This is a genomic window from Promicromonospora sp. MS192, assembly GCF_049532985.1.
GTDB lineage: Bacteria > Actinomycetota > Actinomycetes > Actinomycetales > Cellulomonadaceae > Promicromonospora.
Map to the genome: position 1 here is coordinate 3,413,053 of NZ_CP186693.1, position 24,336 is coordinate 3,437,388.

A 24,336-nucleotide genomic window follows, 5' to 3' on the forward strand; every position below is an offset into this window, starting at 1 on the left:
ACCGGCCCCAGCGGCCGGTCCGTACCCAGCATCAGGCGCGCACGGGACCCAGGTCGGTCAGCCGGACGGTGCCTGGGGACGAAGCCCCCGGACGGCCGCCTGTGGTCGCGCTCTGAGCCAGTCGCAGCGGTGCGGAGGGTCCCTCGTCGCGCGCACTCTGTGCGAGCTCGCGCACCGCACGGTGCTCGTCGAGCAGCTTCTGGGTGGGCTCGCCGAGCGTCTGCCGCAGCACGCGTTCCAGCGCGGCGCGGCCCGACGCGATGACCCCCTGCTCCCGCCGTGCCGCCAGGGCACGACGGATCTGCATCGCCACGAGGAACACCACCAGCGCGGCCACGGCCGCCGCCACGGCCAGCACCCCGAGCACCGTCGTCCAGGTCTCCCCCACCGGCAGGAAGCCCATCGACGCCAGCACCGTCGCGATCCCGAGCAGCACCGCGACCAGCACGGACCCGAGCGCGAGGCGCCGGGTCAGGCGCTGCGTCGTCGGGCCGCGGGTGTCCAGGGTGATGCCCTGGAGCGCCGTCGACACCGCGCTCGCGAGGTCCTGGGCGCTCGCCACGCTCGCGGCGAGCGAGCGCTGCCAGCCGGGCTTGAGGGCCTCCCCCGAGCCGATGAGCCAGCGGGAGCGCGACAGGGCCGTCGCGTCCGCGTCGGGCGCCCGGAACTCGGGTGAGCCGTAGCCGTTGCGCACGGCGGCGCCCACCTGGGCCGCGACCGACTCCAGGCCGGCCGCCCGGGACAGGGCGTCCACCTCGCGCTCGAGCACCGTGTCGATGTGCCACGGCACCTCGGCCGGGGTCTGCCCGAGCAGCAGGGCCGCCGCGGCGTCCAGCTCCCCGGCCGCGCGGCCGGCCGAGACCGACCGGCGCGCGACGGTCTGCTCCAGCAGCCCGCGCAGGTCCGCGATGCCGATGTCCGTCTTGGTCGACGCCGCGACCACGGGCACCTCGTCCAGCCCGTCGTCACGCAGCAGGCGCTTGACGTCGTTGACCAGGTTGTCGCGCTGTCCCACGGGCACGGTGTCGATCTGGTTGAGCACCACGACCGTCGACGCCTGCATGCCCGAGGAGTCGCGCAGGTACCCCGTGTGCAGCGCGTCGTCCGCGTACTTCTGCGGGTCCACGACCCACACGAGCAGGTCCACCAGCGGCAGCACCTTGTCCACGACGTCGCGGTGGCCCGGGGCCACCGAGTCGTGGTCGGGCAGGTCCAGCAGCACGAGGCCCGCCAGGCCCGCCTCGTCGGCCGCGTCCAGCTCGCCCGACCGCGTGATGCGGCGTTCGCGCTCCACGCCGAGCCAGTCGAGCAGGGCCGTGGCGTCGTCGCTCCACGAGCACGCGGTGACCTTGGCGGTGGTGGGCCGCTTGACGCCGACGTCGGCGAAGGTGAGCCGGGAGATCTTGTTGAACGTGCTGGACTTGCCCGACCCGGTGCCGCCCGCCAGCGCCACGACGGTGTGGTCCACGCCGAGGGCGAGCCGTTCGCGCACCCCGGCCACGGAGCTCGCGACCTTGCCGAAGACCGTGTCGTCGAGCCGCGATCCCGCGATCTGCAGCGCGCGGCCGAGGTCTTCGGTGCGCGCGCTGAGCGTCGCATCCTGGCTCGTCATGTCAGCCTCCTGAGCTCGGCCAGCCGCACGCGGAGCGGAGCGGCCGCGTCATCGGCTAAGGCGGGGACGTCAAGGGCACTCTGGACAGAACGGGCCTCTTCCGCAACCGCTAGGGCCACCTTGTCCGCAAGTTCGTCCTGGAGCCGCTCGATCTGGTCGACGGTGACCTCGCCGAGCACACGGTCGACCAGCCGGGCACAGTCCTCGTTGCCGAGCGCCGTCCCGAGCAGCAGCGTGGCCAGACCGCGGTCACCGAACGCCTTGCGCGCACCGGTGACCCGCGCCCCGGCGTCGGGTTCGGCGCTCTCGGCGGCCGCGGCGTCCAGCCCGCCCACGAGGTCGTCCGCCAGCCGCGTCCAGCCGGCCGCGGCCTCCTCGCCCCGGGCGAGCCGCGCGTCGGCGCGGCCGGAGCCGGACGGGAGGAGCAGCTCGCCGGCCGGCGGGGCACCGGGCCCCGCGAGGGTGGCCCGCAGGCTCTCCTCGGTGCGGACGCCGGCGGCCACGAACGCACGGGCCGCCGTGGCCTCGATCTCCTCGCGCAGCTGCTCCAGCGCGGCCTCGCGGGCCTTGCCGGCCCGCTTGGTGGTCCGGGCGACGCCGTCCCGCACCGTGACCCGCGCGATGTTGTGCATGCTGGCCAGCTCCGCGAAGCGGGCCGCGACGGTGCCCTCGCCCGCGGCCCCCGACAGGACGGCGGTCCGGGCGGAGAGCTGGGCGTCGGGCACCACCGACTCCACGGCGTTGCGCAGGTCGAAGGCTGCGGTGCCCTGCTGCTCGACCGCGGTGGCCAGGCCCGTGACCCACTCCGGCAGGGCGCCCAGAGCACCCTTGAGCGTGCGCAGGATGATGGTGCGCGACCGCTCCGGACCGGCCATCAGGCCGAGCCAGCGCTGGATCGGCTCCACCAGCTTGTGGTCGAGCAGTCCCTCGTGCGGCCCGACGTCGGGCACGATGAACAGCGGCACGTCCTTCATACCGCGCTCCTTCATCCGCGTGTTGAGGTCACCGCGGATGGTCGCCAGGTTCTCCTTCGGCACCCGGTTGAGCACCATCGCGACGCTCGCACCGCGCTCCCGCGCGCGGTCCAGCGCCTGCCACGGCAGCGCGTCCCCGTAGCGGGCGGCCGTCGTGACGAACAGCCAGAGGTCGGCCGCCTCCAGGAGCTGGTGCGCCGTGGACCGGTTCTCCGAGAGGAAGGAGTCGAGGTCGGGCGCGTCCATGAGCGCGGTGCCGCGCGGTACGCCCTCGTGCTTGACCAGCCGGGCGAGCTCCGTCACGGGCCCGGGCGTGAGCGTGTCGACGTCGCGCGGGTGCACCCCCACGACGGGCTCGCGGGTCGTGGGCCGCAGCACGCCCGCCTCGGACACCTCCTCGCGCAGCAGGCTGTTGAAGAGGGTGGACTTGCCGGCCCCCGTCGACCCCGCGAGCACGACGACGGCGGGGCTGGACAGCTCGGCCAGGCGCGGCAGCAGGTGCTCGTCGAGCTGCGCCAGCAGACGCTCGCGGGACGCCTCGGCCTCGTCGGCACCGTCGATGGGCAGGGGCAGCGTCGCCGAGGCGACGTCGCGGCGCAGGTCCTGCACGACGTCGTGCACCGTGAAGCCGAGCTGCTCCGCAACGTTCGGGTCCACACCACCCCGACGACCGAGCACTGCGGAGCGTGTTCCTGGAGTCACGGCTTCATCCTGATAGGTCAAGATCGTTCTGCCAAGCCGTAGCGGCTGGTAGATACGCAGAAACAGCGTATTTGTGCAGGCTGTCGGCATGAGCACCCGACGCCCGACGACAGCGGACCAGTGCCCCCGGCAGGATTCGAACCCGCGACCTAGTCATTAGAAGTGACCCGCTCTATCCAGCTGAGCTACGGAGGCAAGCGAGCCGAGTTTAGCCTAGGTCGGCCTGGCCTTGACCGTGTCAATTGGCGGCCACGTTCACGCAGGGCGGCGCCGGTTCCGGCGTCGTGTACGGTCGTAGTGACCACTACACGACACTCAGTCACTACGAGGTGCCCATGCCCCGTCCCCGCGTTCCCGACCGGCGCGGACGCATCCTCACGGCCGCGCGCGACCTGATCCTGGCCACCGGATGGGCCGACGTCACCGTCGCGGACGTGGCCGCCCGCGCGGGCATCGGCAAGGGCGCCGTCTACCTGGAGTTCCCCGACAAGGCGGCGATCCTCTCGGCGGTCCTGACCCGCTCGACCCGGGACCTCACGGCCGAGGTGCACGCGTGGGTGCTCGACGCGCCCGGCCTCGTGGACCTGCCCGCGGTGTACCGGTTCGCGGTGGACGCGCTCCTGGGCGACCCGTTGATGCGCGCCCTCTACCTGGGCGACGAGGCGGTGCTGGGCCGGCACGTCCGCGACGTCGCCGACGACCGCTACACGCAGCGGATGGACTGGCTCGCCGACTACGTCGCCGCCCTCCAGCGCGCGGGCGTGCTCGACCCGGCGGTCCCGGCCGGCACGGTCGTCCGGGTGCTCGGCGTGTTCACCCTGGGCCTGGCCCACGCGCCCGGCGTGCTCGGAGCCACCCGGGCCGAGGACCTGTCAGCCACGGTCGAGCTGTTCGCCGGCCTGGTCGGGCGGGGCCTGGCCACCGACGGTCCGGTCGATCCGGAGGCCGCCCGCGCGGCCCAGCTCGATCTGCTCGCGCACCTCGACACCCAGCTCGACCTGCTGAAGGAGCCCTGATGACCGACCTCTTCGCCTCACCCACCGACCTGACCGTCTCCGGCGGCCCCGTCCGGCTGTACCGGGCGGGCGACGTGGGACCACCCGTGCTCCTGCTGCACGGCGCCATGCTGGACACCGCACGCGGTGTGTGGCGGGACGTCGCCCCCGCGCTGGCGGCCGACCACCGCGTGCATCTCGTGGACCTGCCCCGGCACGGCGGCAGCCGCCCGTGGCGCGGCGTGCTCGACGACGCGTTCTTCCGCCGCTTCCTCGACGACCTGCTCGACGAGCTCGACCTCCCCCGGGTCGCGATCGTGGGGCTGTCGATGGGCGGCGGCGTCGCCACGGGATACGCCCTCGACCGGCCGGAGCGGGTCAGCTCCCTGGTCGCCGTCGGCCCCGGCGGGATCGGTGCCCGCCGCCGCGCCCAGCTCCTCACCTGGCTGTTCCTGCGCACGCCGGGAGCACTGCGCCTGACCACCCGGTACCTCGCCCGCCGTCCCGAGGTGGTCCGCAGGTCCATGGTCACGAGCCTCACGGCCGGCGAGGACACCCGTGATCTCGAGAGCATCGTCCACCTGGCCGTCGAGGAGGCCCGGGCGAAGGACCGGCACGGGGAACCCGCCCTGGACGACTGGCAGGTCCGCGCCTACGGCCCGTTCTCGATGCGGCTCGACCTCCTGCCCGACCTGGACCGGCTGACCGTCCCGACCCTCTGGGTCCGGGGCGACCAGGACCCGCTCGTCGGGGCCGCCGAGCTGTCCGCGGCGGCCGCGGCGGCACCCGGCTCACACCTGGTCACGGTCGCGGACGCCGGGCACATCGTGCCCTACGACCAGCCCGAGGAGCTCACCCGGCTGGTCCGCGAGTTCCTGACGGCGGCCCCGGGCTCCCACCCGTCCGCCGTCCCGGGCCGGTAGTACGCCCGGCCGGTGTCAGAGGCTGCCCGTAGCCTTCCCGCATGACCTCCGGACCGCTCACGATCCCCGCCCCGGCCGCGCGCCGGCTGCGCCTGCGCGCGCAGGGCCTCACCCCGGGCGGGGACGACGGCGCGGACCGCTCACCGGTCGACGTCGTGCGCCGGATGGTCGCCCTCCAGGGCCAGGACCTGCCGGCCGTGCTGCGGGCGATCGCCGTCCGGTCGGCGCCCGGCACCACGGTCGAGGACGTGCGCGCGAGGTTCGACGCGGGCGAGCTCGTGCGTGGCTGGACCCAGCGCGGCACCCTCTTCGCCACGACGCCCGGCGACCTGGCCGCCCTCGTCTCGCTGACGGCCGAACGCATGGCCCGGGCGGGCGCGCGCACCCAGGCCGCCGAGGGCCTGGACGACGCCGTCGTGGCGCGCGCGGGATCGGTGGCCCGCGAGGCGCTCTCCGCCCCGGGGCCGGGAGTCTCGCGCGCCGCCCTGCTCGACCTCTGGCGAGCGGCCGGCGTGCCCGTCGAGGGCCAGCGCGGCTACCACCTGATCGTCGCGCTGGCGCTGCAGGGCGTGCTGCACTGGGGCCCGTTCGCCGGCGCGCAGCAGCTCATGGTCGCAACTCCCCCGCCCACCACCCCGGAGGAGCCCGACACCGCCCTGCGACGCATCGCGCTGTCCTACGTCACCAGCCGCGGACCGGCCACCCCCGAGGACCTCGCGTGGTGGCTCGGCCTGCCCAAGGTGCCGGTGCGCGCCGCGGTGGCGGCTCTCCGCGAGGAACAGCCGGACGCACTCGTCGAGGTCACGGTGGACGGCCGGGCCATGCTCGCCGGCCGGGACGCGCTCGGCACGACGGACGACCTCCCCGCGGGGCCGGGTGTCGTGCTGGTGCCCGGGTTCGACGAGATCGTGCTGGGCTACCAGGACCGCGAGCTGGTCGCCGACGCCGAGGCCATGCGCACCGTCGTCCCGTTCACCAACGGGATCTTCCGCCCGGCGGTCCTGCTGGACGGGCGTCTGGTGGGCACCTGGCGACGCGCACCGAAGCGGGACGAGGAGCCGGTCGAGCTCGTACCCGGCGTCCCGGCGCGGAGCCGCCGGGCCATCGAGAAGGCGGTGGCGGCATGGCCGCACGGCTGAGGCCCGGTGCCGTCCGGCGCGGGCCGGGAGCAGCACGGTGACCCGGCCCCAGGGCGGGCCGGTTCGAGGTGCGTCACGATGGAGCATGCTGCTCGCCGAGGTCGCCGCCACGTCGGACGCCGTCGCCGCCACCCGCTCCCGCCTGGCCAAGCGTGCGGCCATCGCCGACCTGCTGCGCCGCACGGCGGCCGGCGCGGAGGGCGCACCCGGACCGGATGCGGCTGACGTCGCCGCCGACGTCGAGATCGTCGTCGCCTACCTCGCGGGCTCCCTGCGTCAGCGCCGCACCGGCCTGGGCTGGGCCGCGCTGCGCGCCCTCCCGCCGCCGTCGGCCGAGGCGACCCTCACGGTGCGCGCCGTCGACGCGGCGTTCGCCGAGATGGCCGAGCTGGAGGGACCCGGCTCCGCCCAGGCACGCGCGACCGCGGCCACGGCACTCTTCGGCGCCGCGACCGAGCGCGAGCAGTCGTTCCTGCGCGGCCTGGTCGCGGGCGAGCTGCGACAGGGCGCACTCGACTCGGTGGTGGTCGACGCCGTCGCCGAGGCCGCCGGGGTCCCGGCCGACGCCGTGCGCCGCGCCGTCATGATGCGCGGTGCCACCGGACCGGTGGCGAGCGCCGCCCTGCTCGCCGACGACCCCGGCGCCGCGCTGGCGTCCTTCACGCTGGAGGTCGGGCGGCCGGTGCGGCCCATGCTCGCCCAGTCGGCACCGGACATCGCCGCGGCCTTCGAGAAGCTCGGGGCGTCCCCGGGAGCCGCCGAGCTGTGCGTGGACGTCAAGCTCGACGGCATCCGCATCCAGGCGCACAAGCACGGCGACGACGTGCTCGTGGTGACCCGTTCGCTGGACGACATCACCGAACGCGTCCCCGAGATCGTCAGCGTGGTCCGCGCCCTGCCGTCCGACCGCCTGGTGCTCGACGGCGAGGCGCTCGCCGTCGGCGCGGACGGCGTGCCGCGCCCGTTCCAGGAGACGGCGGCCCGCTCCGCGACCCACGAGACCGCGGAGGCCGAGCTGGCGTCCCGGCTGGAGCTCACGCCGTTCTTCTTCGACGTGCTGCACTCGGGCGGGCGCGACCTGGTGGACGCCCCGCTGCGCGAGCGCCTGGCGGTGCTCGACGAGGTCGCCGCCCCGCACACCGTGCGTCGCCTGGTGACCTCCGACGTGGAGGCGGCCGGCGAGTTCTTCGCGGGTGCGCTCCGCGAGGGGCAGGAGGGCGTGGTGGTCAAGACCCTCGACGCCCCCTACGCCGCCGGGCGCCGGGGCGCGGGCTGGGTCAAGGTCAAGCCCCGCCAGACCCTCGACCTCGTGGTGCTGGCGGTCGAGCGCGGGTCGGGGCGCCGGCAGGGCTGGCTGTCCAACATCCACCTGGGGGCGCGGGACCCGGAGGGTGGGTTCGTGATGCTGGGCAAGACGTTCAAGGGCATGACCGACGAGACCCTGAGGTGGCAGACGGAGCGCTTCCGGGAGCTGGAGGTCTCCGACGACGGCTGGGTCGTGACCGTGCGCCCCGAGCAGGTCGTCGAGATCGCGTTCGACGGCCTGCAGCGCTCGACCCGCTACCCCGGCGGCCTCGCCCTGCGCTTCGCACGGGTGCTGCGCTACCGCGACGACAAGTCCGCGGCGGAGGCGGACACGATCGAGACGGTGCGCACGCTCGCCGGCTGACACCTCAGGGCCAGGCCGTCAGGACTCCGGGTCGTACATGAGCTCTCGGACCTCCTGGGCGCACCGGCAGCCCTCGGCGATGCGGGCGGCCCACTCCAGCGCGTCCGCACGCGTGGGCACCTCGATGACCGAGAACCCGCCGATCACTGCCTTCGTCTCCGGGAAGGGGCCGTCGGACACCGTGCCGTCGGTGGCCACGATGCTCGCCTGCTGGCGCTCCAGCCCCGCGCCGAAGATCCACACGCCGGCGTCCTTGGCCGCCCGCACCACCGCGTGCGAGGCCTCGGCCACGGCCGGCAGGTCCTCCTCGGGGAACGTCATCGCTCCGTCGTCGAACGAGATCAGGTAACGCGGCATGCCAGTCCTCCGTGTCCGGCGGCCCGTGCGGGCCGACTCCAGTCACGTTGACCGACCCGCCACCGGAAAGTCATCGGCAGGTCACGCGGGCAGCACCACAGGCGGCCCCCCTGCCGCCTCCTACAACCGGACGGCGTCCCGCAGGCGCCGCGCGTACGGGTGGCGCGTCGAGTCGAGCACGGACGCCGCCGGGCCCGACTCGACGATCCGCCCCTGCTGCATGACGGCGAGCTCGTCGCTCATGTGCAGCGCCACGCCGAGGTCGTGCGTGATGAGCAGGTAGGCCAGTCCGCGCTCGCGCTGGAGCCGGTCCAGCAGGTCGAGCACCTGGGCCTGCACGGAGACGTCGAGCGCGGACACCGGTTCGTCGAGGATCAGCACGCGCGGGTCCGCCGCGAGCGCCCGCGCGATGGACACGCGCTGGCGCTGTCCGCCCGACAGGTGCAGGGGACGGCGCGCGGCCACGCCCGGGCCGAGGCCCACGGTGTCCAGGAGGCCCGCGATCTCGGCCTGCACGGGGCCGGGCCGGAGCGACCGGCCGCGGGTCACGGCGTCGGCGAGCACGGTGCCGACGGTCCAGCGCGGGTCGAAGGAGCTCAGGGCGTCCTGGAAGACCGCACCGACGAGCGGACGACGGGGCCGCCGTCGTGCCTCGGGGAGCGGGCTCCAGGGTTCGCCGAGCAGAGTGACGTCTCCGGCGTCGGGCTGCTCCAGGCCGAGCAGGATGCGCGCGGTGGTCGACTTGCCGGAGCCCGACTCGCCCACCAGCCCGAGGGTGCGGCCGGCCCGCAGGGTGAGCGAGACGTCGTCGGCGGCCACGATCTCCCGCCCGCCGACGTGGAACACCCGTGACACTCCCCGCGCCTCCATGAGCCCGGCCCCCGCGCCGTCCCCCTCCCCGACCGCCTCAACGCCGGCCGACCCACCGACCCCCGCGCCGTCGAGCGCGGAGTTGGTTGCGTTCTGGGCAGCCGTACCGCCACCAACCCCGCGTTCAACTGCCGCGGCATCGGCCCCGGCACCAGGCGCGGGTCGGCGGTCCCGCGCGGTAGCGGCAGCCGGCGCCGAGAGGCGCGTGCCGCGGGGGCGGTCGGTCGGGACCGCCGCGACCAGGGCGCGGGTGTACGGGTGCCGGGGGTGCTCGAACACCTCCGCGGGTGTGCCCTCCTCGACCACGGTGCCGTCGGTCATCACCAGCACCCGGTCGGCGATGCCCCGGACGACGGACAGGTCGTGGCTGATGAGCAGCACAGCGGTGCCCCCGTCGCGCAGCCGGCCCAGGAGGCGCAGCACGCCGGCCTGGACGGGCTGGTCGAGCGCGGTGGTGGGTTCGTCCGCGATGACCAGGGCGGGCTCGCCCGCGATGCCCGCGGCGATGAGGGCGCGCTGCCGCTGACCGCCGGAGAGCTGCCCGGGGCGCTGGCGGGCGCGCAGCTCGGGGTCGTCCAGCCCGACGCGGCGCAGCAGCTCGACGGTGCGTGCCCGCCGTGCGGCGGCGTCGAGCCGGGTGTGCAGGGCGAGCGTGTCACCGATCTCGCGGCCGACGGGGCGCAGCGGGTCGAGCGAGACGAGCGCGTCCTGCGCGATGAGCCCCACGGTGCCACCGCGCAGGCGCCGCAGAGCCCGCGCGGACGCCGAGCGCACGTCCTGGCCCGCGACGCTCAGCTCCGCGGCGGTCACCCGCGCACCGTCACCCGCGAGACCGACGACGCTCCGCGCCGTCACGCTCTTGCCCGAACCCGACTCGCCGACGACGGCCACGCACTCGCCCGCCGCGACGTCGAAGCTGATGCCGTCGACGACACGCCGCGGAGCGCCGCCGCCCCGCCCGGCGGGGAAGGTGACCGCCAGGTCACGGATGCGCAGCACCGGGGCTGCGTGGCTCGACGCCGCCCCGCCCGGCCCGACCCGACCTGGCCGGGCCTGAACCGGCCCGGCCTGACCCGACCCAACCTGACCCGGCCCGACCTGACCCGGCCCGACCCCGTTCGACCCGGCCCCGCCCGGCACCGTCCCGCTCATCCCGCGCTCCTGTTCCGCTTCTGGATGCCCCGGCCCAGCACGGTCGCCGCCGCCGCGCTGGCGACGATCGCGAGCCCGGGGAAGAACGTCATCCACCAGAAGTTGGCGATGTACGTGCGCCCGGCCGCCAGCATCGCGCCCCACTCGGCGGCGGGCGGCACCGCGCCGAGGCCGAGGTAGCTCAGCGAGGACACCCAGATGACGGCCTGCCCGAGCCCGAGCGTCGCGAGCACGAACAGTGCCGCGGTCACGTTCGGCAGGATGTGCCGGGCGACGATCCAGAGCCGGCCCCGGCCCAGCACCCGGGCGGCCTCGACGAACTCGGCGGACGCCGTCCGCCGCACCTGGGACCTGATGATCCGCGCGTAGCCGGGCGCCGTGGCCAGGCCGACGGCGATGGTCGAGCTCAGCACGCCCGGTCCCGTGACCACGATGAACAGCAGCGCGAGCAGCAGGCCGGGGAACGCGAACAGCACCTCGACCACCCGGGTGGTGCCGAAGTCGAGCCAGCGCGGCCCGAGGCCCGCGACGAGACCGAGAACGGTCGCGAGGCCGATGCCGATCGCCGTGGCCAGCACCCCGATCCGCAGCGACTCGGCGGCGCCGTGGACCACCCGGGTGTAGATGTCGCGGCCGGACTCGTCCGTGCCGAACAGGTGCGTGAGCGACGGCGGCTGGAACGCCTCGGTGCGGGAGACGGCGAGCGGGTCGCCCGGCGCCAGCAGGCCGGGCCAGAGGGCGGCGACGAGCAGCAGCACCAGCACCAGCGCGGCCGACGCCTCGGCGACGGTCGGCCGGAAGACGCCGCGCCCCGGCGCACTCACTGCGCCACCACCCGCGTGCGCGGGTCGATCACCCGGTCGGCGAGGTCGGTGACCAGCGTCATCACCGTGTACGCGAGCGCCACCACGAGCACGATCCCGGTCACCAGCGTCACGTCGCGGAGCTGGACCGCCGACAGCAGGCTGCGGCCCAGGCCCTGCCGCGCGAACACGGACTCGACCACCACCGCCCCGCTGATCAGGGACCCGAACGCCCACCCGGACAGCCCGACGGCGGGGATCGCCGCGTGCCGCAGCGTGTGCCGCCAGAAGATCCGCGCCTCGCTCTCCCCGCGGGCCCTGGCCGTGGTCACGAACGGCGACTCCATGGCGGTCAGCAGCGACTCACGCATCACCTGGCCCAGGAACCCCGCGAGCGGGATCGCCATGGTCAGCGCGGGCAGCACGACGCCGAGCGGCCCCGGCACGCTGACCGGCGGCAGGATGCCCAGCGTGGTGCTGAAGAACAGGATCAGCACCGTCGCGAGCCAGAAGTGCGGCACGGCCGCCGCGACGAGCTCCAGGCCCGAGCCGATCGCCCACGCGACCCGGCCGCCCCGCACGCTCCAGGCCGCCAGCCCGCACGCGAGCACCCAGGCCAGCACCAGCGAGCACAGCGCGAGCGTCAGGGTGGCGCCGAGCTGCTCGCCGATCGCCGTCACCACGGGCTTGTGCAGCGAGTACGACTGGCCGAGGTCACCGGCCAGCAGCCGCCCGAGGTAGGTGAGGTACTGCACCACGAGCGGCTGGTCGAGGCCGTACTCCCGGCGCACCTGCTCCAGGGCCTCCGGCCCGGCCTGGGACCCGGGGCCGCCGAGGATCGCCTCGGCCGGGTCCCCGGGCACCAGGCGCAGCGCGAAGAACGTGACGGTCGCCGCCGCCCAGAGCACGAACACGACCCCGCCCGCCCGCAGCAGCAGCCAGCGCCGGGTGCCCGGCACCGGCCGCCTGCGAGCCCCGGTGGTGGGGACGGGGAGCGTCAAGACGCCAGCCAGGCCCCGGCGAACGTCGGCGTCGACACGGTGGGCATCGCACGCAGACCGTGCACGGACGACGAGTACAGGAAGTGGTTCTGCTGGTCGTACAGCGGCAGGATGTAGTACCCGTCGAGGATGGTCCGCTGCGCCTGCTCGTAGAGGCTGGCCCGCTCGTCGTCGCGGCTCGTAGCCGCGGCACGGGTGAGCAGGTCGTCCAGCCCCGGGTCGTCCACCTGCGCGAGGTTGGCGAAGTAGCCGCTCGGCGCCGGCGTGATCGAGTCGGAGTGGTACAGGATGCGCAGCACGTCCGGCCCCACCTTGGTGTACGGGGCGCTCACCAGGTCGTAGTCGTTCTCGGCCAGGGCGCCGTACCAGCTCGACAGGTCCAGCGGGTGCAGCCGCACCTCGAAGCCCGCCGTCTTCGCGTCGGCCTGGATCTGCTCGAACAGGGACTGCTCGGCCGGGATCGACTGGTTGGTGCTCACCGGGAAGTCGAGCGTGAGGCGCTCGCCGTCCTTGACGCGGTAGCCGTCGGCGTCGCGCTCGCTCCAGCCGGCGTCGTCCAGGAGGTCGGCCGCCGCGTCGGTGTCGACGGCGAACAGGTCGGGCAGGCTCAGGCCGAGCGGCTCCACGCTGGACAGCGGCGAGTACGACCGCTGCGCGGTGCCGAAGAACAGGCTCTCGACGCCCGCCTCGACGTCGACCGACCGGATGAACGCCTCCCGCACACGCTCGTCGTCGAACGGGGCCTTGCCGGAGTTGAGCTCGATGCGGTTGGACGCACCGGGGCGCGGGGCGTCCAGCTCCTCGATCGCCGGGTCGTCGGCCGCCGAGACGATGGTGTCGGGCTGTGCGTTGTCGATGACCTGCACCTCGCCCGACTGGAGCGCGGCGTACCGGCTCGCGGAGTCGGGGATGAACCGCCACACGATCGAGTCCAGGTACGGCAGGCCGGTGCCCTCGGGCACCTCGACGTCGGCGGGCGGCGACACGTAGTCCTCGTTGCGTACCAGCGTCACCGACTCCTGCCGCTCCCACTGGTCGACGACGAACGGGCCGGTGCCCACGGGCGCGGCGCAGTTCTCCTCCTGGCTGCGCTCCAGGGCCTTGGGCGACTCCATGGCCACCCACACCTGCGACAGCGACTCCAGCAGCGCGCTGTCGGGCGCGCTCAGCTCCAGGCGGACCAGGTGCTCCTCGACGGGCACGACCTCCTCGATCTTGGCGAGCGCGAGGTAGCCGGTCGACGACGCCGTGGCCGGGTCCTGCACGTGCGCGATGTTCGCGGCGACGGCCTCGGCGTCGAACGGGGTGCCGTCCGTGAAGGTCACGTCGTCACGCAGCCGGAACTCCCACGCCATGCCGTCGTCGCTCTCGCTCCACTCCGTGGCGAGCCAGGGGATGACCTCGCCGTCCTCGTCCAGCGAGACGAGCGACTCCAGGTACTGGGTGGCGATCAGGGCCTGCGGGTAGTTGCCGCCCACGTGCGGGTCGAGGCACGACGGCTCGGCGTCGCCGGAGGCGTAGGTCAGGGTGCCGCCGCTGACCGGTTCCGCCGACTCCTGGCCGGGCGACGTCCCGCCCCCGGGGGTGCAGGCGGCGAGGAAGAGTGCGGCGGCCGCGACGACGGCGGCGGCCTGCGGGCGGAGGAACCGGCGCGAGGGCATGGCTTCGTGTACGTCCTGTCTGGAGGGTGTCCGAACGACTCCGTTCATGGTCCCCCAACCGGCCCTCGTGGCGGGCCTATTCCGTGCAGGCGGGCGATGTGGGACGCACCACAGCCTCCTGACCCGGACCGTGCACCGGGCCAACTGGGGGCCGCCGGGAACTCCGCCCGCCGCCCCCACGTTCTCACCCCGCACCCAGGCGTTTTCCTCCCGGCGGGAGCCGCCCCACGCATATACTCGCCGGGTTCGGACGCCCTATCGCAAGGAGCACCGATGACCGAGCCGACGCCGCTTCAACCACCCGCCCCCGCGGAGCCCCTCGTGCTCAGCGCGCCCGACCCGGTCCAGCCCGTCGCCGCGACGCAGGCGCCCGCGATGGCACCCAAGGTGGACCCCGCGGTGGCCCCCGCGCTCGACGCGAAGGTGACCACCTACCTGGACGGTCTGCTGGGCACCGACACCCGCAGCCCCGAGTTCGCCGCCAAGGCCGACGACGTGCGCACCATGGGCGACCAGGACATCCGCCAGGCTGCCGACTCCAGCAACCGCCTGCTGGCCACGCCCGTCCGGGCGCTCAAGGAGGGCGGCCTCGCCGACGGCTCCAAGGTGGGCCAGACCCTGCTGGAGCTGCGCCGCACCGTCGAGGACCTGGACCCGTCGGAGGCGAGCGTCGGGCGCAAGATCCTCGGCATCATCCCGTTCGGCGACAGGCTGCAGGACTACTTCCGCCGCTACGAGTCCGCCCAGGGCCAGCTCAACGCCATCATCCAGGCCCTCTACAACGGCCAGGACGAGCTCCGCAAGGACAACGCCGCCCTCAACCTGGAGAAGCAGAACCTCTGGGACACGATGACGCGGCTCAACCAGTACATCTACGTGGCCGAGCGCCTTGACGCGCAGCTCTCCGCGAAGATCGCCGAGCTGCAGGTCGCCGAGCCGGAGCGCGCCAAGGCGCTGTCCGAGGACGTCCTGTTCTACGTGCGCCAGAAGCACCAGGACCTGCTCACCCAGCTCGCGGTGTCGATCCAGGGCTACCTCGCGATCGACATCATCATCAAGAACAACATCGAGCTCACCAAGGGCGTGGACCGCGCGACGACCACCACGGTCTCCGCACTGCGCACCGCCGTCATCGTGGCGCAGGCCCTGGCGAACCAGAAGCTGGTGCTCGACCAGATCGGCGCGCTGAACACGACGACGTCGAACATGATCGCCTCGACGTCCAAGATGCTCGCCGACCAGTCGGCGACCATCCAGGAGCAGGCGGCGAGCTCGACCGTCGGCATCGAGCAGCTCCAGGCCGCGTTCGCGAACATCTACGCCACGATGGACTCCATCAGCGACTTCAAGACCCGGGCGCTCGACTCGATGTCCCAGACGATCGGCGTGCTGCAGACCGAGACGGCCAAGGCGTCCGAGTACGTCGAGCGGGCACGCCGCACCAACACCGACGGCGTGGCGAGCGGCTCTCTCGACCTCAACACCCTGTGACGGCACGCTCGGAGGCAGGTATGGGCTGGTGGCAGCGGATCTTCGGCGGGGGCCGCACCGCCGAGGAGGAGCCCCTCGCGATCCCGGCCCCGCCCACGAGCGAGCAGATCGTGACCTCGGTCGACGCCGTGCTCGCTCGCGCCTCCGGGAACGCGCCGGCCGCCGTGACCGCCCGGGTGCAGCGGGTCGCCGAGACGGTGCACGAGATGGTGCCCCGCCTGGACCGGCTCGGCGCGGGCTCGCAGCAGGCGCACACCGTGGTCGCGACCGCGACGAGCTACCTGCCCGAGGCCGTCGACGCCTACCTGCGCCTGCCGCGGGACTTCGCCGACCGCCGCGTCGTGGACCGCGGCAAGACGTCGCTCATGATCCTGTGCGACCAGCTCGATCTCTTGGGCGCCACGATCGAGAAGATCTCCGACGCCGTGTCCCGCGCGGACGCCGTCGCCCTCGTCGCGCACGGTCGCTTCCTGGAGGAGAAGTTCGGCACCTCCTCGGGCCTCACGCTGCCCGGTGCCGTCCCGGGCGCCCCGCCCGGATCGGCTTCGTCCGGCGGCCCGACGGCGGGGCCCGCTCCCCTGGAGGCCCCGTGACCGCCACCGCCCTCGGCGCAGCCCTCGACGTCCTCGCCGCGGCGGGCTCGGCGGCCGGTCTGGGCGGCCCCGCCGCGCGCGCCGAGGGCGAGCGCCTGGCCGCCGCCGTCGCCGAGTCGTCCCCCGGCGCCCCGGCCGACTGGCTGACGGCGACCGCGCGCCCGGCCGCAGGCGGCCTGCAACCGTTCTTCGACGCCGCCGTGAGTGCCCGTCGCTGGCGCTCCGCCCCCACCGACCTGCTCGCCGGCCTCGTCGCCGGCGGTTCGCCGCACGCCCTGCCGTACGCGGAGGCGCTGGCCGCCGTCGTCGACGCCGCGGCAGCCCTGGGCGACCCCAGCATCAGCGCGATCGCCGCCGCGGAGGGCACCAAGGCGGTGCACCGCGGTGCCGCGTCGGGCCGCGACCGGGGCGCCGTTCCGCCCGGAGCCCTGCCCTCCGGAGCCCTGCCCTCCGGAGCCCTGCCCACCGGGCAGCCGGCTGGCCCCGCGCAGCCCACCGGCTCCCGCCGGCCGGCGCACGACCCGTCGGCAGGCTCCGGCCACGCCGCCACGGGCCCGGCCGCCCCGGCCGAGGCCACCGCCCCCGGACCGGCCCCGGACGCATCCCCGGAACCTCCCGCCAGGACCCTGGAGGAGCTCCTCGCCGAGCTCGACGAGCTCATCGGCCTGGACCGCGTCAAGGACGAGATCCACCGCCAGACCGAGCTGCTGCGCATCGAGCGCCTGCGCGCCGAGGCCGGGCTCACCTCCCCCACGCTGACCCGGCACCTGGTGTTCGTGGGCAACCCGGGCACGGGCAAGACGACGGTGGGCCGGCTGGTGGCCGGGATCTACCGCGCGCTCGGGCTGCTGGACAAGGGCCACCTGGTGGAGGTGGACCGGTCCGAGCTGGTGGCGGGCTACCTGGGCCAGACGGCCGAGAAGACGACGGCGGTGGTGCAGCGCGCCCTGGGCGGCGTGCTGTTCATCGACGAGGCCTACGCCCTGGCCGAGGACCAGTACGGCCGCGAGGCGGTCGACACCCTGGTCAAGGACATGGAGGACCACCGCGACGACCTCGTGGTGATCGTGGCGGGCTACCCGGGCCCGATGGCCCGGTTCGTGGCCACCAACCCGGGCCTGGAGAGCCGGTTCTCCCGGACCGTCACGTTCGACGACTACTCCGGCGCCGAGCTCCGGCAGATCTTCGAGAGCATGGCCCGGGGATCCGACTTCGAGCCGCGACCGGCCACGCTGGAGCGGTTCGACCGGCTCGCGGCCGAGCAGGTGCGCGGCGAGGGGTTCGGCAACGGGCGCTGGGCCCGCAACGTGCTGGACTCCGCGATCGCCCGGCACGCCTGGCGCCTGCGAGACGTTGACCGACCGACGCTGGACCAGCTCCGCACGCTGGTCCCGGAAGACCTGGAGGATGTCGTGGACATCGGGACAGACCCCGGAACTGCCGCAGAGGCCACCCCGTGACCGCGCAGCCGGCGGGCCCCGCCCCGGACCACCGCCCGGCGGACGCCCCGGCAGGCAGCCCCCGCGGCCGCTTCGCCGCGAGCCTGGCGACCACGCCGGGCCGGCTCGCGCTGGCCACGACCATCGCCGTCGCCGCCTGCCTGCTGCTCGCGGTCACCGGGTTCCTCGCGGGCACCGGCCAGTCGGCCGCCCTGCACGACGCGCAGCGCGACGCCGCCCAGCTCGTCGGCACCCAGGAGCTGCGCAACGACCTCGTGTCCGCGGACGCGACCGCGACGAACGCGTTCCTGGTGGGCGGGCTGGAGCCGGCCGAGGCGCGTGCCCGGTACGAGGCCAGCCTGTCCGAGGCCGCCGAGGCCGTCCCGGCGCTGGCCGCCACGGCCCGCGGCGAGGGCGAGGCCGCGGACCTCGCCACGGTGTCCGACTCGGTGCAGCGGTACGCGGGCCTCGTCGAGTCGGCCCGGGCGAACAACCGCCAGGGCTTCCCCGTCGGTGCGGCGTACCTGGACCAGGCCTCGGCCGCGCTGCGCGACGAGGTGCTGCCCACGCTGGACGGCGTGGCCGTCTCGACGTCCGAGCGGGTCGACGACGACATGGGATCGGTCTCGCTGGCCCAGGCGCTGCTGCTGTTCGTGCTGCTCGCCCTGGTGGCACTGGCCGCCGTGCAGCTCTGGCTGGCCCGGCGCACGCACCGCGTGCTGAACACCGGCCTCGCCGCGGCGAGCGTCGCCCTCCTGGTGGGCGGGATCGTGGCGGCGGCCGCCGTGCTGGGCGGCAACGGCGTGGCCCGCTCCGTCGCCGGCGGACCGTACGCGGCGACCGTCGCGACGTCGCAGGCCCTCGCGCTGGCCACCGACGCCAAGTCGATGGAGTCGTTCACGCTGATCAAGCGGGGCTCCGGCGCGGACTTCGAGGAGTCCTACCAGGAGTCGCTGGCCGAGGCGAAGAACCTGCTGACCAGCGCGGCCGAGGCCACGGACACCGGGTCCGACCCGCTGGCCCTCCTGGAGGAGTGGGACACCCGGCACGCCGAGATCCGCGCACTGGACGACGGCAACGACTGGGACGGCGCCGTCGCCGCCGCGACCTCCACGGCCGACGACTCGGCGGGTGCCGCCTTCACGGCGTTCACCGACGCGGCGCACGCCGACGTCGAGGCGACGAGCACGGCAGCCGTCGACCGGCTCGGCTCCGCGGCGACCACCGCGCAGGTCGCGGCCTGGGTCGCCCTCGTGCTCGGGGTCGCGGGCGCCGTCGCCGCGGCCACCGGGATGAACGTCCGTCTGAAGGAGTACCGATGAGAACCCGCGCCGCCCGCCGACCGCTCCTGACCGCCCTGGTCGCGCTGGCCCTCGTCGGCACGACGGCGGCCTGCGCCCCCGAGCCGGCCACCCACCTGCTCACGGGCGCCGCGGGAGTCGGCGCGACGACGCAGGAGTCGGCGCAGGAATCGGCCCAGGAATCAGTACCGCAGGCGCAGGGTCCGGCCGCGTCGGACACCACGGCGGCGCCGGCGGAGTGCGCCGACGGGCTGCCCGCCGTGGCGTCGGCGGCACCGGGCGGCAGTCCGCAGGTGACGCCCGGCTCGACCATGGCGGCCATCCGGGAGCGCGGCACGCTCGTCGTCGGCGTCTCGGCCGACACGCTGCTCATGGGGTCGCGCAACCCGTTCTCGGGCACGATCGAGGGCTTCGACATCGACGTGGCCCGCCAGGTGGCCGCGGCGATCCTGGGCGACCCCGGCAAGGTCCGGTTCCGCGTGATCACGTCGGGCGACCGCGAGACCGTCCTGGCCGAGCACGAGGTCGACATCGTGGTGCGCGCGTTCACCATCAACTGCGAGCGCTGGGAGAACATCGCGTTCTCCGCCGAGTACTACCACGCGGGCCAGAAGCTGCTGGTGCCGTCCACCTCGCAGGTCACCGGGGTCGACGACCTCGACGGGCAGCGTGTCTGCGCGCCCGACGGCACCACCACGCTGGAGCGCCTGCAGGCCTGGGAGGGCGTCGAGGCGGTGCCCGCCGCGACCCACACGACCTGCCTGGTGCTGTTCCAGCAGGGTGCCGTGGACGCCATCACGGGCGACGACACGGTCCTGGCCGGCTTCGCCGCGCAGGACCCGTACGCCAAGGTGGTCGGCGACGCGGTGAGCGACGAGCCGTACGGCGTAGGCATCCCCGCCGACCAGCCGGACATGGTGCGGTTCGTCAACGGCGTGCTGGAGGACATGGTCTCCGGCGGGCAGTGGGCGAAGTCCTACGACCGCTGGCTCGGCGACGCCCTGGGCTCCGCCCCGGCCGCGCCGCAGCCGGTGTACGGACGGACGCCGTGAGCCGGACCCAGCGTGCTCCCGCGCCGCCCGGCGCCCTCGGCGTGGCCGCGGAACCCGCCGCGCTCCTGACCTACCTGACGGACCTCCGGTCGTGGCTCGACACGCGCCGTGCCGACCTGGACCGGCTCGACACGACGGCCCGGCAGTCGGGGACCGACGGCGTCACGGCCGACGTCGTCCTCGCGCTGACGCTCTGGCAGGCCGTCCGCACGCGCACCGACGAGCTGGTCGCCGTCTGGGACTCGGGCCGGGCCGACGCCGTGGCGCGCGAGCGCATGTCGCAGCTCATCTGGGGGCGCCTGGGCGGCGACCCCGCCACGTCGCTGCTCTCCCTGGTCGACGCCGCGCGCCTGTGCGACGCGCAGGCCGACCAGCTCGCCACCCGCCTGTCCTTCGACCCGCACGCCGCCGACGTCACGGCACGGTTCCGGGCGCTGGCCGCAGGCATCGTCCGCGCGGAGGACGCGGCACGCGGGACCGCCGACACGGAGGACGACGCCGCCGTCGCCCGCCTCCGCGACCGGCTGGCCCGCCTCAAGGCCGACGCCGCGCGCGGCGGGGACGTCACGGGCCCGCTCGGCGCGCTGGAGGACGACGTCGCACGCGCCGAGCGCGACCTCATCGTGGCGACGGCCCGGAGCCGGTCGCTGGCGCGGGACCGGGAGCGCGCCGTGGCGCTGCGCAGCGCCCTGGCCGAGCGGGCACCCGTGCTGCACCAGGTCGCGGAGCGCTGCCGCCGCGAGATCGTCGACCCGCCCCGGCTCGCGGTCCCGGACGTCACCCGGCTCGGGGACGTCCCGGACGAGCCCGACCGGCTGACGACCTACGTCCAGCGGCTCGGCGCCGTCGAGCGGGCCATGGAGCGTGCCGAGGACGCCTACACGGCACCCCTGCGGGAGCGTGCCGAGCTGCGCTACCGCGTCAAGAACCTGATGACGAAGGCCCAGGGCAACGGGCGGGCGGCGTCGTCCACCGTCAAGGCCGGCGAGGACGAGGTGCGCGAGGCGCTGGACGCGACGCCCTGCGACCTGACCCTGGCCCGGCACTTCACCGAGCAGCTCGAGACGCTCGTGCGCGATCTCCCGGAGGGACACCGATGACCACACAGGCCTGCGCGGAGCCGGGCTGCCCCGGCACCATCCAGGACGGCTACTGCGACGTGTGCGGGGCGCCCGCCGGCGGCAACCCCACCGGGGGCGCGCTCGCCGCGGTCGCGGCGTCCTGGGGCGCGTCCGCCGCCGCGCCGCCGGCCACGAGCGGCCCGCCCGGGGAGATGGCGCAGCCGGCCACCGGCCGCACCAGCTCGTCCCGCCTCGCGTCCACCGCGCTCGGTTCGGCGCGTGTGGCGCCCGGCTCGTACCAGACCCGGCGGGTCGGCACGGGGTCGACGCGGCTGCGCGGCCACCGCCTCGGCGCGGGCCTGACCACCGTGCCGCACACCCCGGTGGCCGACCCGCTGCAGGCCGTCATGGCCACGCCGGAGCTCGCGGAGAGCAAGCGGTACTGCCCCACGTGCGGGCAGCCGGTGGGCCGCTCGCGGGAGGGCGTGCCCGGCCGCATCGCCGGGTTCTGCGGGCACTGCGGCGCGCGGTACGACTTCGCGCCCGCGCTCAAGGCCGGCGATCTGGTGGGCGGCCAGTACGAGGTGGTCGGCTGCCTCGCCCACGGCGGCCTCGGCTGGATCTACCTGGCGCGCGACCGGAACGTCAGCGGCCGCTGGGTGGTGCTCAAGGGCCTGCTCAACTCGGGCGACAAGGAGGCCTACGAGGCCGCGGTCGCGGAGCGCCAGTTCCTCGCCGAGGTGGAGCACCCGCTGATCGTCGAGATCTTCAACTTCGTGCTGCACGAGGGCCTCGGCTACACCGTCATGGAGTTCGTGGGCGGCAAGTCGCTCAAGGACGTGCTCAAGGAGCGCCGCGACCAGAGCGGCGGGCAGGCCCGGCCGCTGCCCGTGGACCAGGCCATCGCCTACATCCTCGAGGTGCTGCCCGCCTTCAGCTACCTGCACGACCACGACCTGCTGTACTGCGACTTCAAGCCGGACAACATCATCGCCCAGGGCGACGGCGTCAAGCTGATCGACATGGGCGGCGTCCGCCGGGCCGACGACATGACGTCCGCCATCTACGGCACCGTCGGCTACCAGGCGCCGGAGGTGCCGGAGATCGGGCCGTCCGTCGCGTCGGACATCTTCACGCTCGGCCGCACGCTCGCGTCCCTCGTGCTCGACTTCCGCGGCAACACCACGGTGTACCAGGCGTCCTTCCCGCCGGTGGCCGAGACGCCCGTGTTCCAGCGGTACGACTCGTTCTACCGGTGGCTCGCCAAGGCCTGCGCACCCGCGCCGGCCGACCGGTTCGCCACGGTCGACGAGGCCCGGGTGCAGCTCCTCGGGGTGCTCCGCGAGGTCGTCGCGACCGACAAGGGCCCGGGGTACACGGCCACGACGTCGGCCGAGTCCCTCCTGTTCGGCGTGCCGCCGCTCGACGGCGCCGACGCCGCCCTGGGCTGGCACCAGCTCCCGCTGCTGAAGGTCGACTCCGGCGACCCCATGGCGTCCTGGCTGGCCGGCGTGAACGTGGCCGACCCCGCCGAGCGCATCGTCGCCCTGGGCGGCGCGCCCGAGGCCACCGTGGAGGTGCGCCTCGCCCTGGCGCGCGCAGCCATCGAGACCGGCGACGGCGCCCGCCTGCGGGCCACCGTGGCGCAGATCCTCCAGGAGGACCCGTGGGAGTGGCGGGCGGCCTGGATGGAAGGGCTCGGCCACCTCTCGGCGGGCGACCCGGCCTCGGCCCGCGCGTCGTTCAACGCCGTGTACGGGCAGGTGCCCGGCGAGCCCGCGCCGAAGCTCGCGCTCGCCACCGCCTGCGAGGTCTCCGGCGAGCCTGGCGTCGCGGAGCAGCTCTACACGACCATCGCCCGCGCGGACTCGAACTACACCGGCGCCGCGGCGTTCGGCCTCGCCCGCGTCCGGTCCGGTGCCGGGGCGCTCGACGGCGCCCTGGGCGCCCTCGACCTGGTCGGCCCCACGCGCGGCTCCTTCCCCGACGCCCGCCTGCAGCGGGCTCGCCTGCTGGTCTCCGCCCGCCGCTCCCTGACCGACCTGTCCGACGCCGTGGCGGGGCTGGACGGCGCGCACGTGCCGGACCGGCCGAAGGCGGAGGTCACCGTCGACGCGCTGGCCGGCGCGCTCGGCCTGGTCACCCGCGGTGGACCCGACCCGGGCGTGCACGTCGCCGGCGCCGAGGCCACCGAGCCGGCGCTGCGGGACCGGCTGGAGCTCGCCCTGCGCGACCTGGCCCGCCTGACGGACGACCGCTCGGAGCGCGTGGCGCTCGTCGACCGGGCAAACTCCGTACGGCGGTGGACGTTGCGCTGACCGGTCCGCCGGGCCGGTGGCCACCGAGAGACAGTCGCGGGGTGTGCGCCCTGACGAACGCAAGGAGAACTACCCACACATGAGTGCCGACGAGAGCAGCATCGTCCGATGCCCCCGCTGCGGGGAGAACGCGGCGCACGGCGCCCGGTTCTGCGAGAACTGCGGCACCCCGCTGGGTGCTCCCGGCCCGGACCCCGCGGCGCCCTCGGAGGTCACGCTGGAGCTGGCGCCCACCGTGCTGGACCTCGACCCGGCCACCGGTGAGGCGTCCGCGCACCGCTCGTGCGCCGCCTGCAGCGGCACCATCGCCCCGGACGGCTACTGCGCGGACTGCGGCGCCCCCGGGCAGTCCGAGCGCGACCACTTCGAGGAGCGTCCCGCCGGCTGGGTGGCCGGCGTCTGCGACCGCGGGGTGCGCCACTCCCGCAACGAGGACGCGATGGCGTTGGCCGCCGGAGGTTCCTTCGCGGCCCTCGTGGTCTGCGACGGCGTCTCCAGCGCGCCCGACTCCGACGTCGCCTCGCTCGCCGCCAGCCGCGCCGCCCGGGACGTGCTCGTGGCGTACGGGCCGCAGGGGCCGAGCACGGTGCAGGGGGCGACGAGCCGGCGCATCACCGGCTGGACCGACGCCATGGTGGCCGCGTCGCGCGCCGCCGGGCAGGCCGTCCGCGGCGCCGCCGAGCAGCTCGCCGCGACCAAGGGGAAGGACGTGGCGGACGACCCGCCATCATGCACCTTCGTGGCCGCCGTCGTGGACGGCGACCTGATCGTGGCCGGGTGGCTGGGCGACTCCCGGGTGTACTGGCTGCCCGACGCCGGCCCGGCGGAGCAGCTCAGCGTGGACGACTCCTGGGCGCAGGAGATGATCGCGGCCGGCGTGCCGCGCGGCCAGGCCGAGACGTCGCCCCAGGCGCACGCCATCACCCGGTGGCTCGGCCCCGACGCGCCGGACACCGACGCCCGCTGCGCGGCCACCGTGCCGGCCGGGCCCGGCTGGCTCCTGGTGTGCTCGGACGGGCTGTGGAACTACTGCTCCGGCGCGCACGAGATGGGCGAGCTGGTGCGACGGTACGCCACCTCCGACGACCCCCGGTCCACGGCCGCCGCCCTGGTCCGCTGGGCCAACGCGCAGGGCGGGCGCGACAACATCACCGCGGCGCTCGCCCGCGTCTCCCCCACTGTCACCGGGCAGCGATAGCCTGCCGTTACCCGAGAGGAGCCAC

At 74.9% G+C, this 24,336-nt stretch carries 19 protein-coding genes and 1 tRNA gene; 12 read left to right on the top strand and 8 right to left on the bottom strand.

Annotated elements, in window-relative coordinates; translation table 11 throughout:
• Nucleotides 1-31: 31 nt before the first annotated feature.
• The 3 genes from ACO229_RS15340 to ACO229_RS15350 form a co-directional block, all read right to left on the bottom strand.
• A complete protein-coding gene (locus ACO229_RS15340) occupies nt 32-1,612 on the bottom strand; it encodes a GTP-binding protein (RefSeq protein ID WP_397429796.1) in 1,581 nt (526 codons plus the stop codon).
• Nucleotides 1,609-3,288 carry a GTPase gene (locus tag ACO229_RS15345; protein WP_397409464.1) on the bottom strand — a complete coding sequence of 560 codons (1,680 nt, stop codon included), beginning with the start codon at nt 3,286-3,288 and terminating at the stop codon, nt 1,609-1,611. The genes ACO229_RS15340 and ACO229_RS15345 overlap by 4 nt, the downstream gene beginning before the upstream one ends.
• Before the next feature lie 121 nt (nt 3,289-3,409).
• Nucleotides 3,410-3,483 (bottom strand) — tRNA-Arg (locus ACO229_RS15350).
• Nucleotides 3,484-3,623: 140 nt separating this feature from the next.
• Between ACO229_RS15350 and ACO229_RS15355 the strand changes: the two genes are divergently transcribed.
• From ACO229_RS15355 to ACO229_RS15370, 4 genes are all read left to right on the top strand, one after another.
• Nucleotides 3,624-4,304: a TetR/AcrR family transcriptional regulator gene (locus tag ACO229_RS15355; protein WP_423462026.1), complete on the top strand. Its 681-nt coding sequence runs from the start codon at nt 3,624-3,626 to the stop codon at nt 4,302-4,304.
• A complete protein-coding gene (locus ACO229_RS15360) occupies nt 4,304-5,206 on the top strand; it encodes an alpha/beta fold hydrolase (protein ID WP_423462027.1) in 903 nt (300 codons plus the stop codon). Before ACO229_RS15355 ends, ACO229_RS15360 begins: the two co-directional genes overlap by 1 nt.
• A 41-nt stretch (nt 5,207-5,247) precedes the next feature.
• Nucleotides 5,248-6,345, top strand: a complete 1,098-nt coding sequence (locus tag ACO229_RS15365; RefSeq protein WP_423462028.1) for a winged helix DNA-binding domain-containing protein — start codon at nt 5,248-5,250, stop codon at nt 6,343-6,345.
• 85 nt (nt 6,346-6,430) lie between these two features.
• Nucleotides 6,431-8,014: an ATP-dependent DNA ligase gene (locus ACO229_RS15370; RefSeq protein WP_423462029.1), complete on the top strand. Its 1,584-nt coding sequence runs from the start codon at nt 6,431-6,433 to the stop codon at nt 8,012-8,014.
• An 18-nt stretch (nt 8,015-8,032) separates the two neighbouring features.
• On the opposite strand, the gene ACO229_RS15375 is transcribed toward ACO229_RS15370, so the two are convergent.
• The 5 genes from ACO229_RS15375 to ACO229_RS15395 all read right to left on the bottom strand — a co-directional run bounded on the left by ACO229_RS15375 (nt 8,033) and on the right by ACO229_RS15395 (nt 13,858).
• Nucleotides 8,033-8,371 carry a YciI family protein gene (locus tag ACO229_RS15375; RefSeq protein ID WP_423462030.1) on the bottom strand — a complete coding sequence of 113 codons (339 nt, stop codon included), beginning with the start codon at nt 8,369-8,371 and terminating at the stop codon, nt 8,033-8,035.
• Between the two features lie 120 nt (nt 8,372-8,491).
• Complete coding sequence (locus ACO229_RS15380) at nt 8,492-10,393, bottom strand: dipeptide ABC transporter ATP-binding protein (protein WP_423462031.1); 1,902 nt, start codon at nt 10,391-10,393, stop codon at nt 8,492-8,494.
• Nucleotides 10,390-11,217: an ABC transporter permease gene (locus ACO229_RS15385; RefSeq protein WP_397409430.1), complete on the bottom strand. Its 828-nt coding sequence runs from the start codon at nt 11,215-11,217 to the stop codon at nt 10,390-10,392. The genes ACO229_RS15380 and ACO229_RS15385 overlap by 4 nt, the downstream gene beginning before the upstream one ends.
• A complete protein-coding gene (locus tag ACO229_RS15390; RefSeq protein WP_423462032.1) occupies nt 11,214-12,197 on the bottom strand; it encodes an ABC transporter permease in 984 nt (327 codons plus the stop codon). The genes ACO229_RS15385 and ACO229_RS15390 overlap by 4 nt, the downstream gene beginning before the upstream one ends.
• Nucleotides 12,194-13,858, bottom strand: coding sequence for an ABC transporter substrate-binding protein (locus ACO229_RS15395; protein WP_423462033.1), 1,665 nt, complete (start codon nt 13,856-13,858; stop codon nt 12,194-12,196). Before ACO229_RS15395 ends, ACO229_RS15390 begins: the two co-directional genes overlap by 4 nt.
• Before the next feature lie 273 nt (nt 13,859-14,131).
• Here ACO229_RS15395 and ACO229_RS15400 point away from each other — a divergent pair, with 273 nt between their 5' ends.
• The 8 genes from ACO229_RS15400 (at nt 14,132) to ACO229_RS15435 (ending at nt 24,311) form a co-directional block, all read left to right on the top strand.
• Nucleotides 14,132-15,349 (top strand): toxic anion resistance protein, encoded by a 1,218-nt coding sequence (locus tag ACO229_RS15400; protein ID WP_397429774.1) that lies wholly within the window; start codon nt 14,132-14,134, stop codon nt 15,347-15,349.
• 20 nt (nt 15,350-15,369) lie between these two features.
• Complete coding sequence (locus ACO229_RS15405) at nt 15,370-15,942, top strand: hypothetical protein (protein WP_423462034.1); 573 nt, start codon at nt 15,370-15,372, stop codon at nt 15,940-15,942.
• Entirely contained in the window at nt 15,939-17,402 is a 1,464-nt protein-coding gene (locus tag ACO229_RS15410) for an AAA family ATPase (RefSeq protein ID WP_423462035.1), read from the top strand. The genes ACO229_RS15405 and ACO229_RS15410 overlap by 4 nt, the downstream gene beginning before the upstream one ends.
• On the top strand, nt 17,399-18,703 hold the full coding sequence (locus tag ACO229_RS15415; RefSeq protein ID WP_423462036.1) for a hypothetical protein: 1,305 nt from the start codon (nt 17,399-17,401) through the stop codon (nt 18,701-18,703). The genes ACO229_RS15410 and ACO229_RS15415 overlap by 4 nt, the downstream gene beginning before the upstream one ends.
• Complete coding sequence (locus ACO229_RS15420; protein ID WP_423462037.1) at nt 18,700-19,734, top strand: glutamate ABC transporter substrate-binding protein; 1,035 nt, start codon at nt 18,700-18,702, stop codon at nt 19,732-19,734. The genes ACO229_RS15415 and ACO229_RS15420 overlap by 4 nt, the downstream gene beginning before the upstream one ends.
• Nucleotides 19,731-20,834: a hypothetical protein gene (locus ACO229_RS15425; RefSeq protein WP_397429769.1), complete on the top strand. Its 1,104-nt coding sequence runs from the start codon at nt 19,731-19,733 to the stop codon at nt 20,832-20,834. Before ACO229_RS15420 ends, ACO229_RS15425 begins: the two co-directional genes overlap by 4 nt.
• The gene (locus ACO229_RS15430) at nt 20,831-23,113 is read left to right on the top strand and encodes a tetratricopeptide repeat protein (protein WP_397429768.1); all 2,283 of its coding nucleotides are present in this window, start codon (nt 20,831-20,833) and stop codon (nt 23,111-23,113) included. The genes ACO229_RS15425 and ACO229_RS15430 overlap by 4 nt, the downstream gene beginning before the upstream one ends.
• A gap of 79 nt (nt 23,114-23,192) precedes the next feature.
• Nucleotides 23,193-24,311: a protein phosphatase 2C domain-containing protein gene (locus ACO229_RS15435; protein WP_423462038.1), complete on the top strand. Its 1,119-nt coding sequence runs from the start codon at nt 23,193-23,195 to the stop codon at nt 24,309-24,311.
• Nucleotides 24,312-24,336 lie beyond the last annotated feature (25 nt).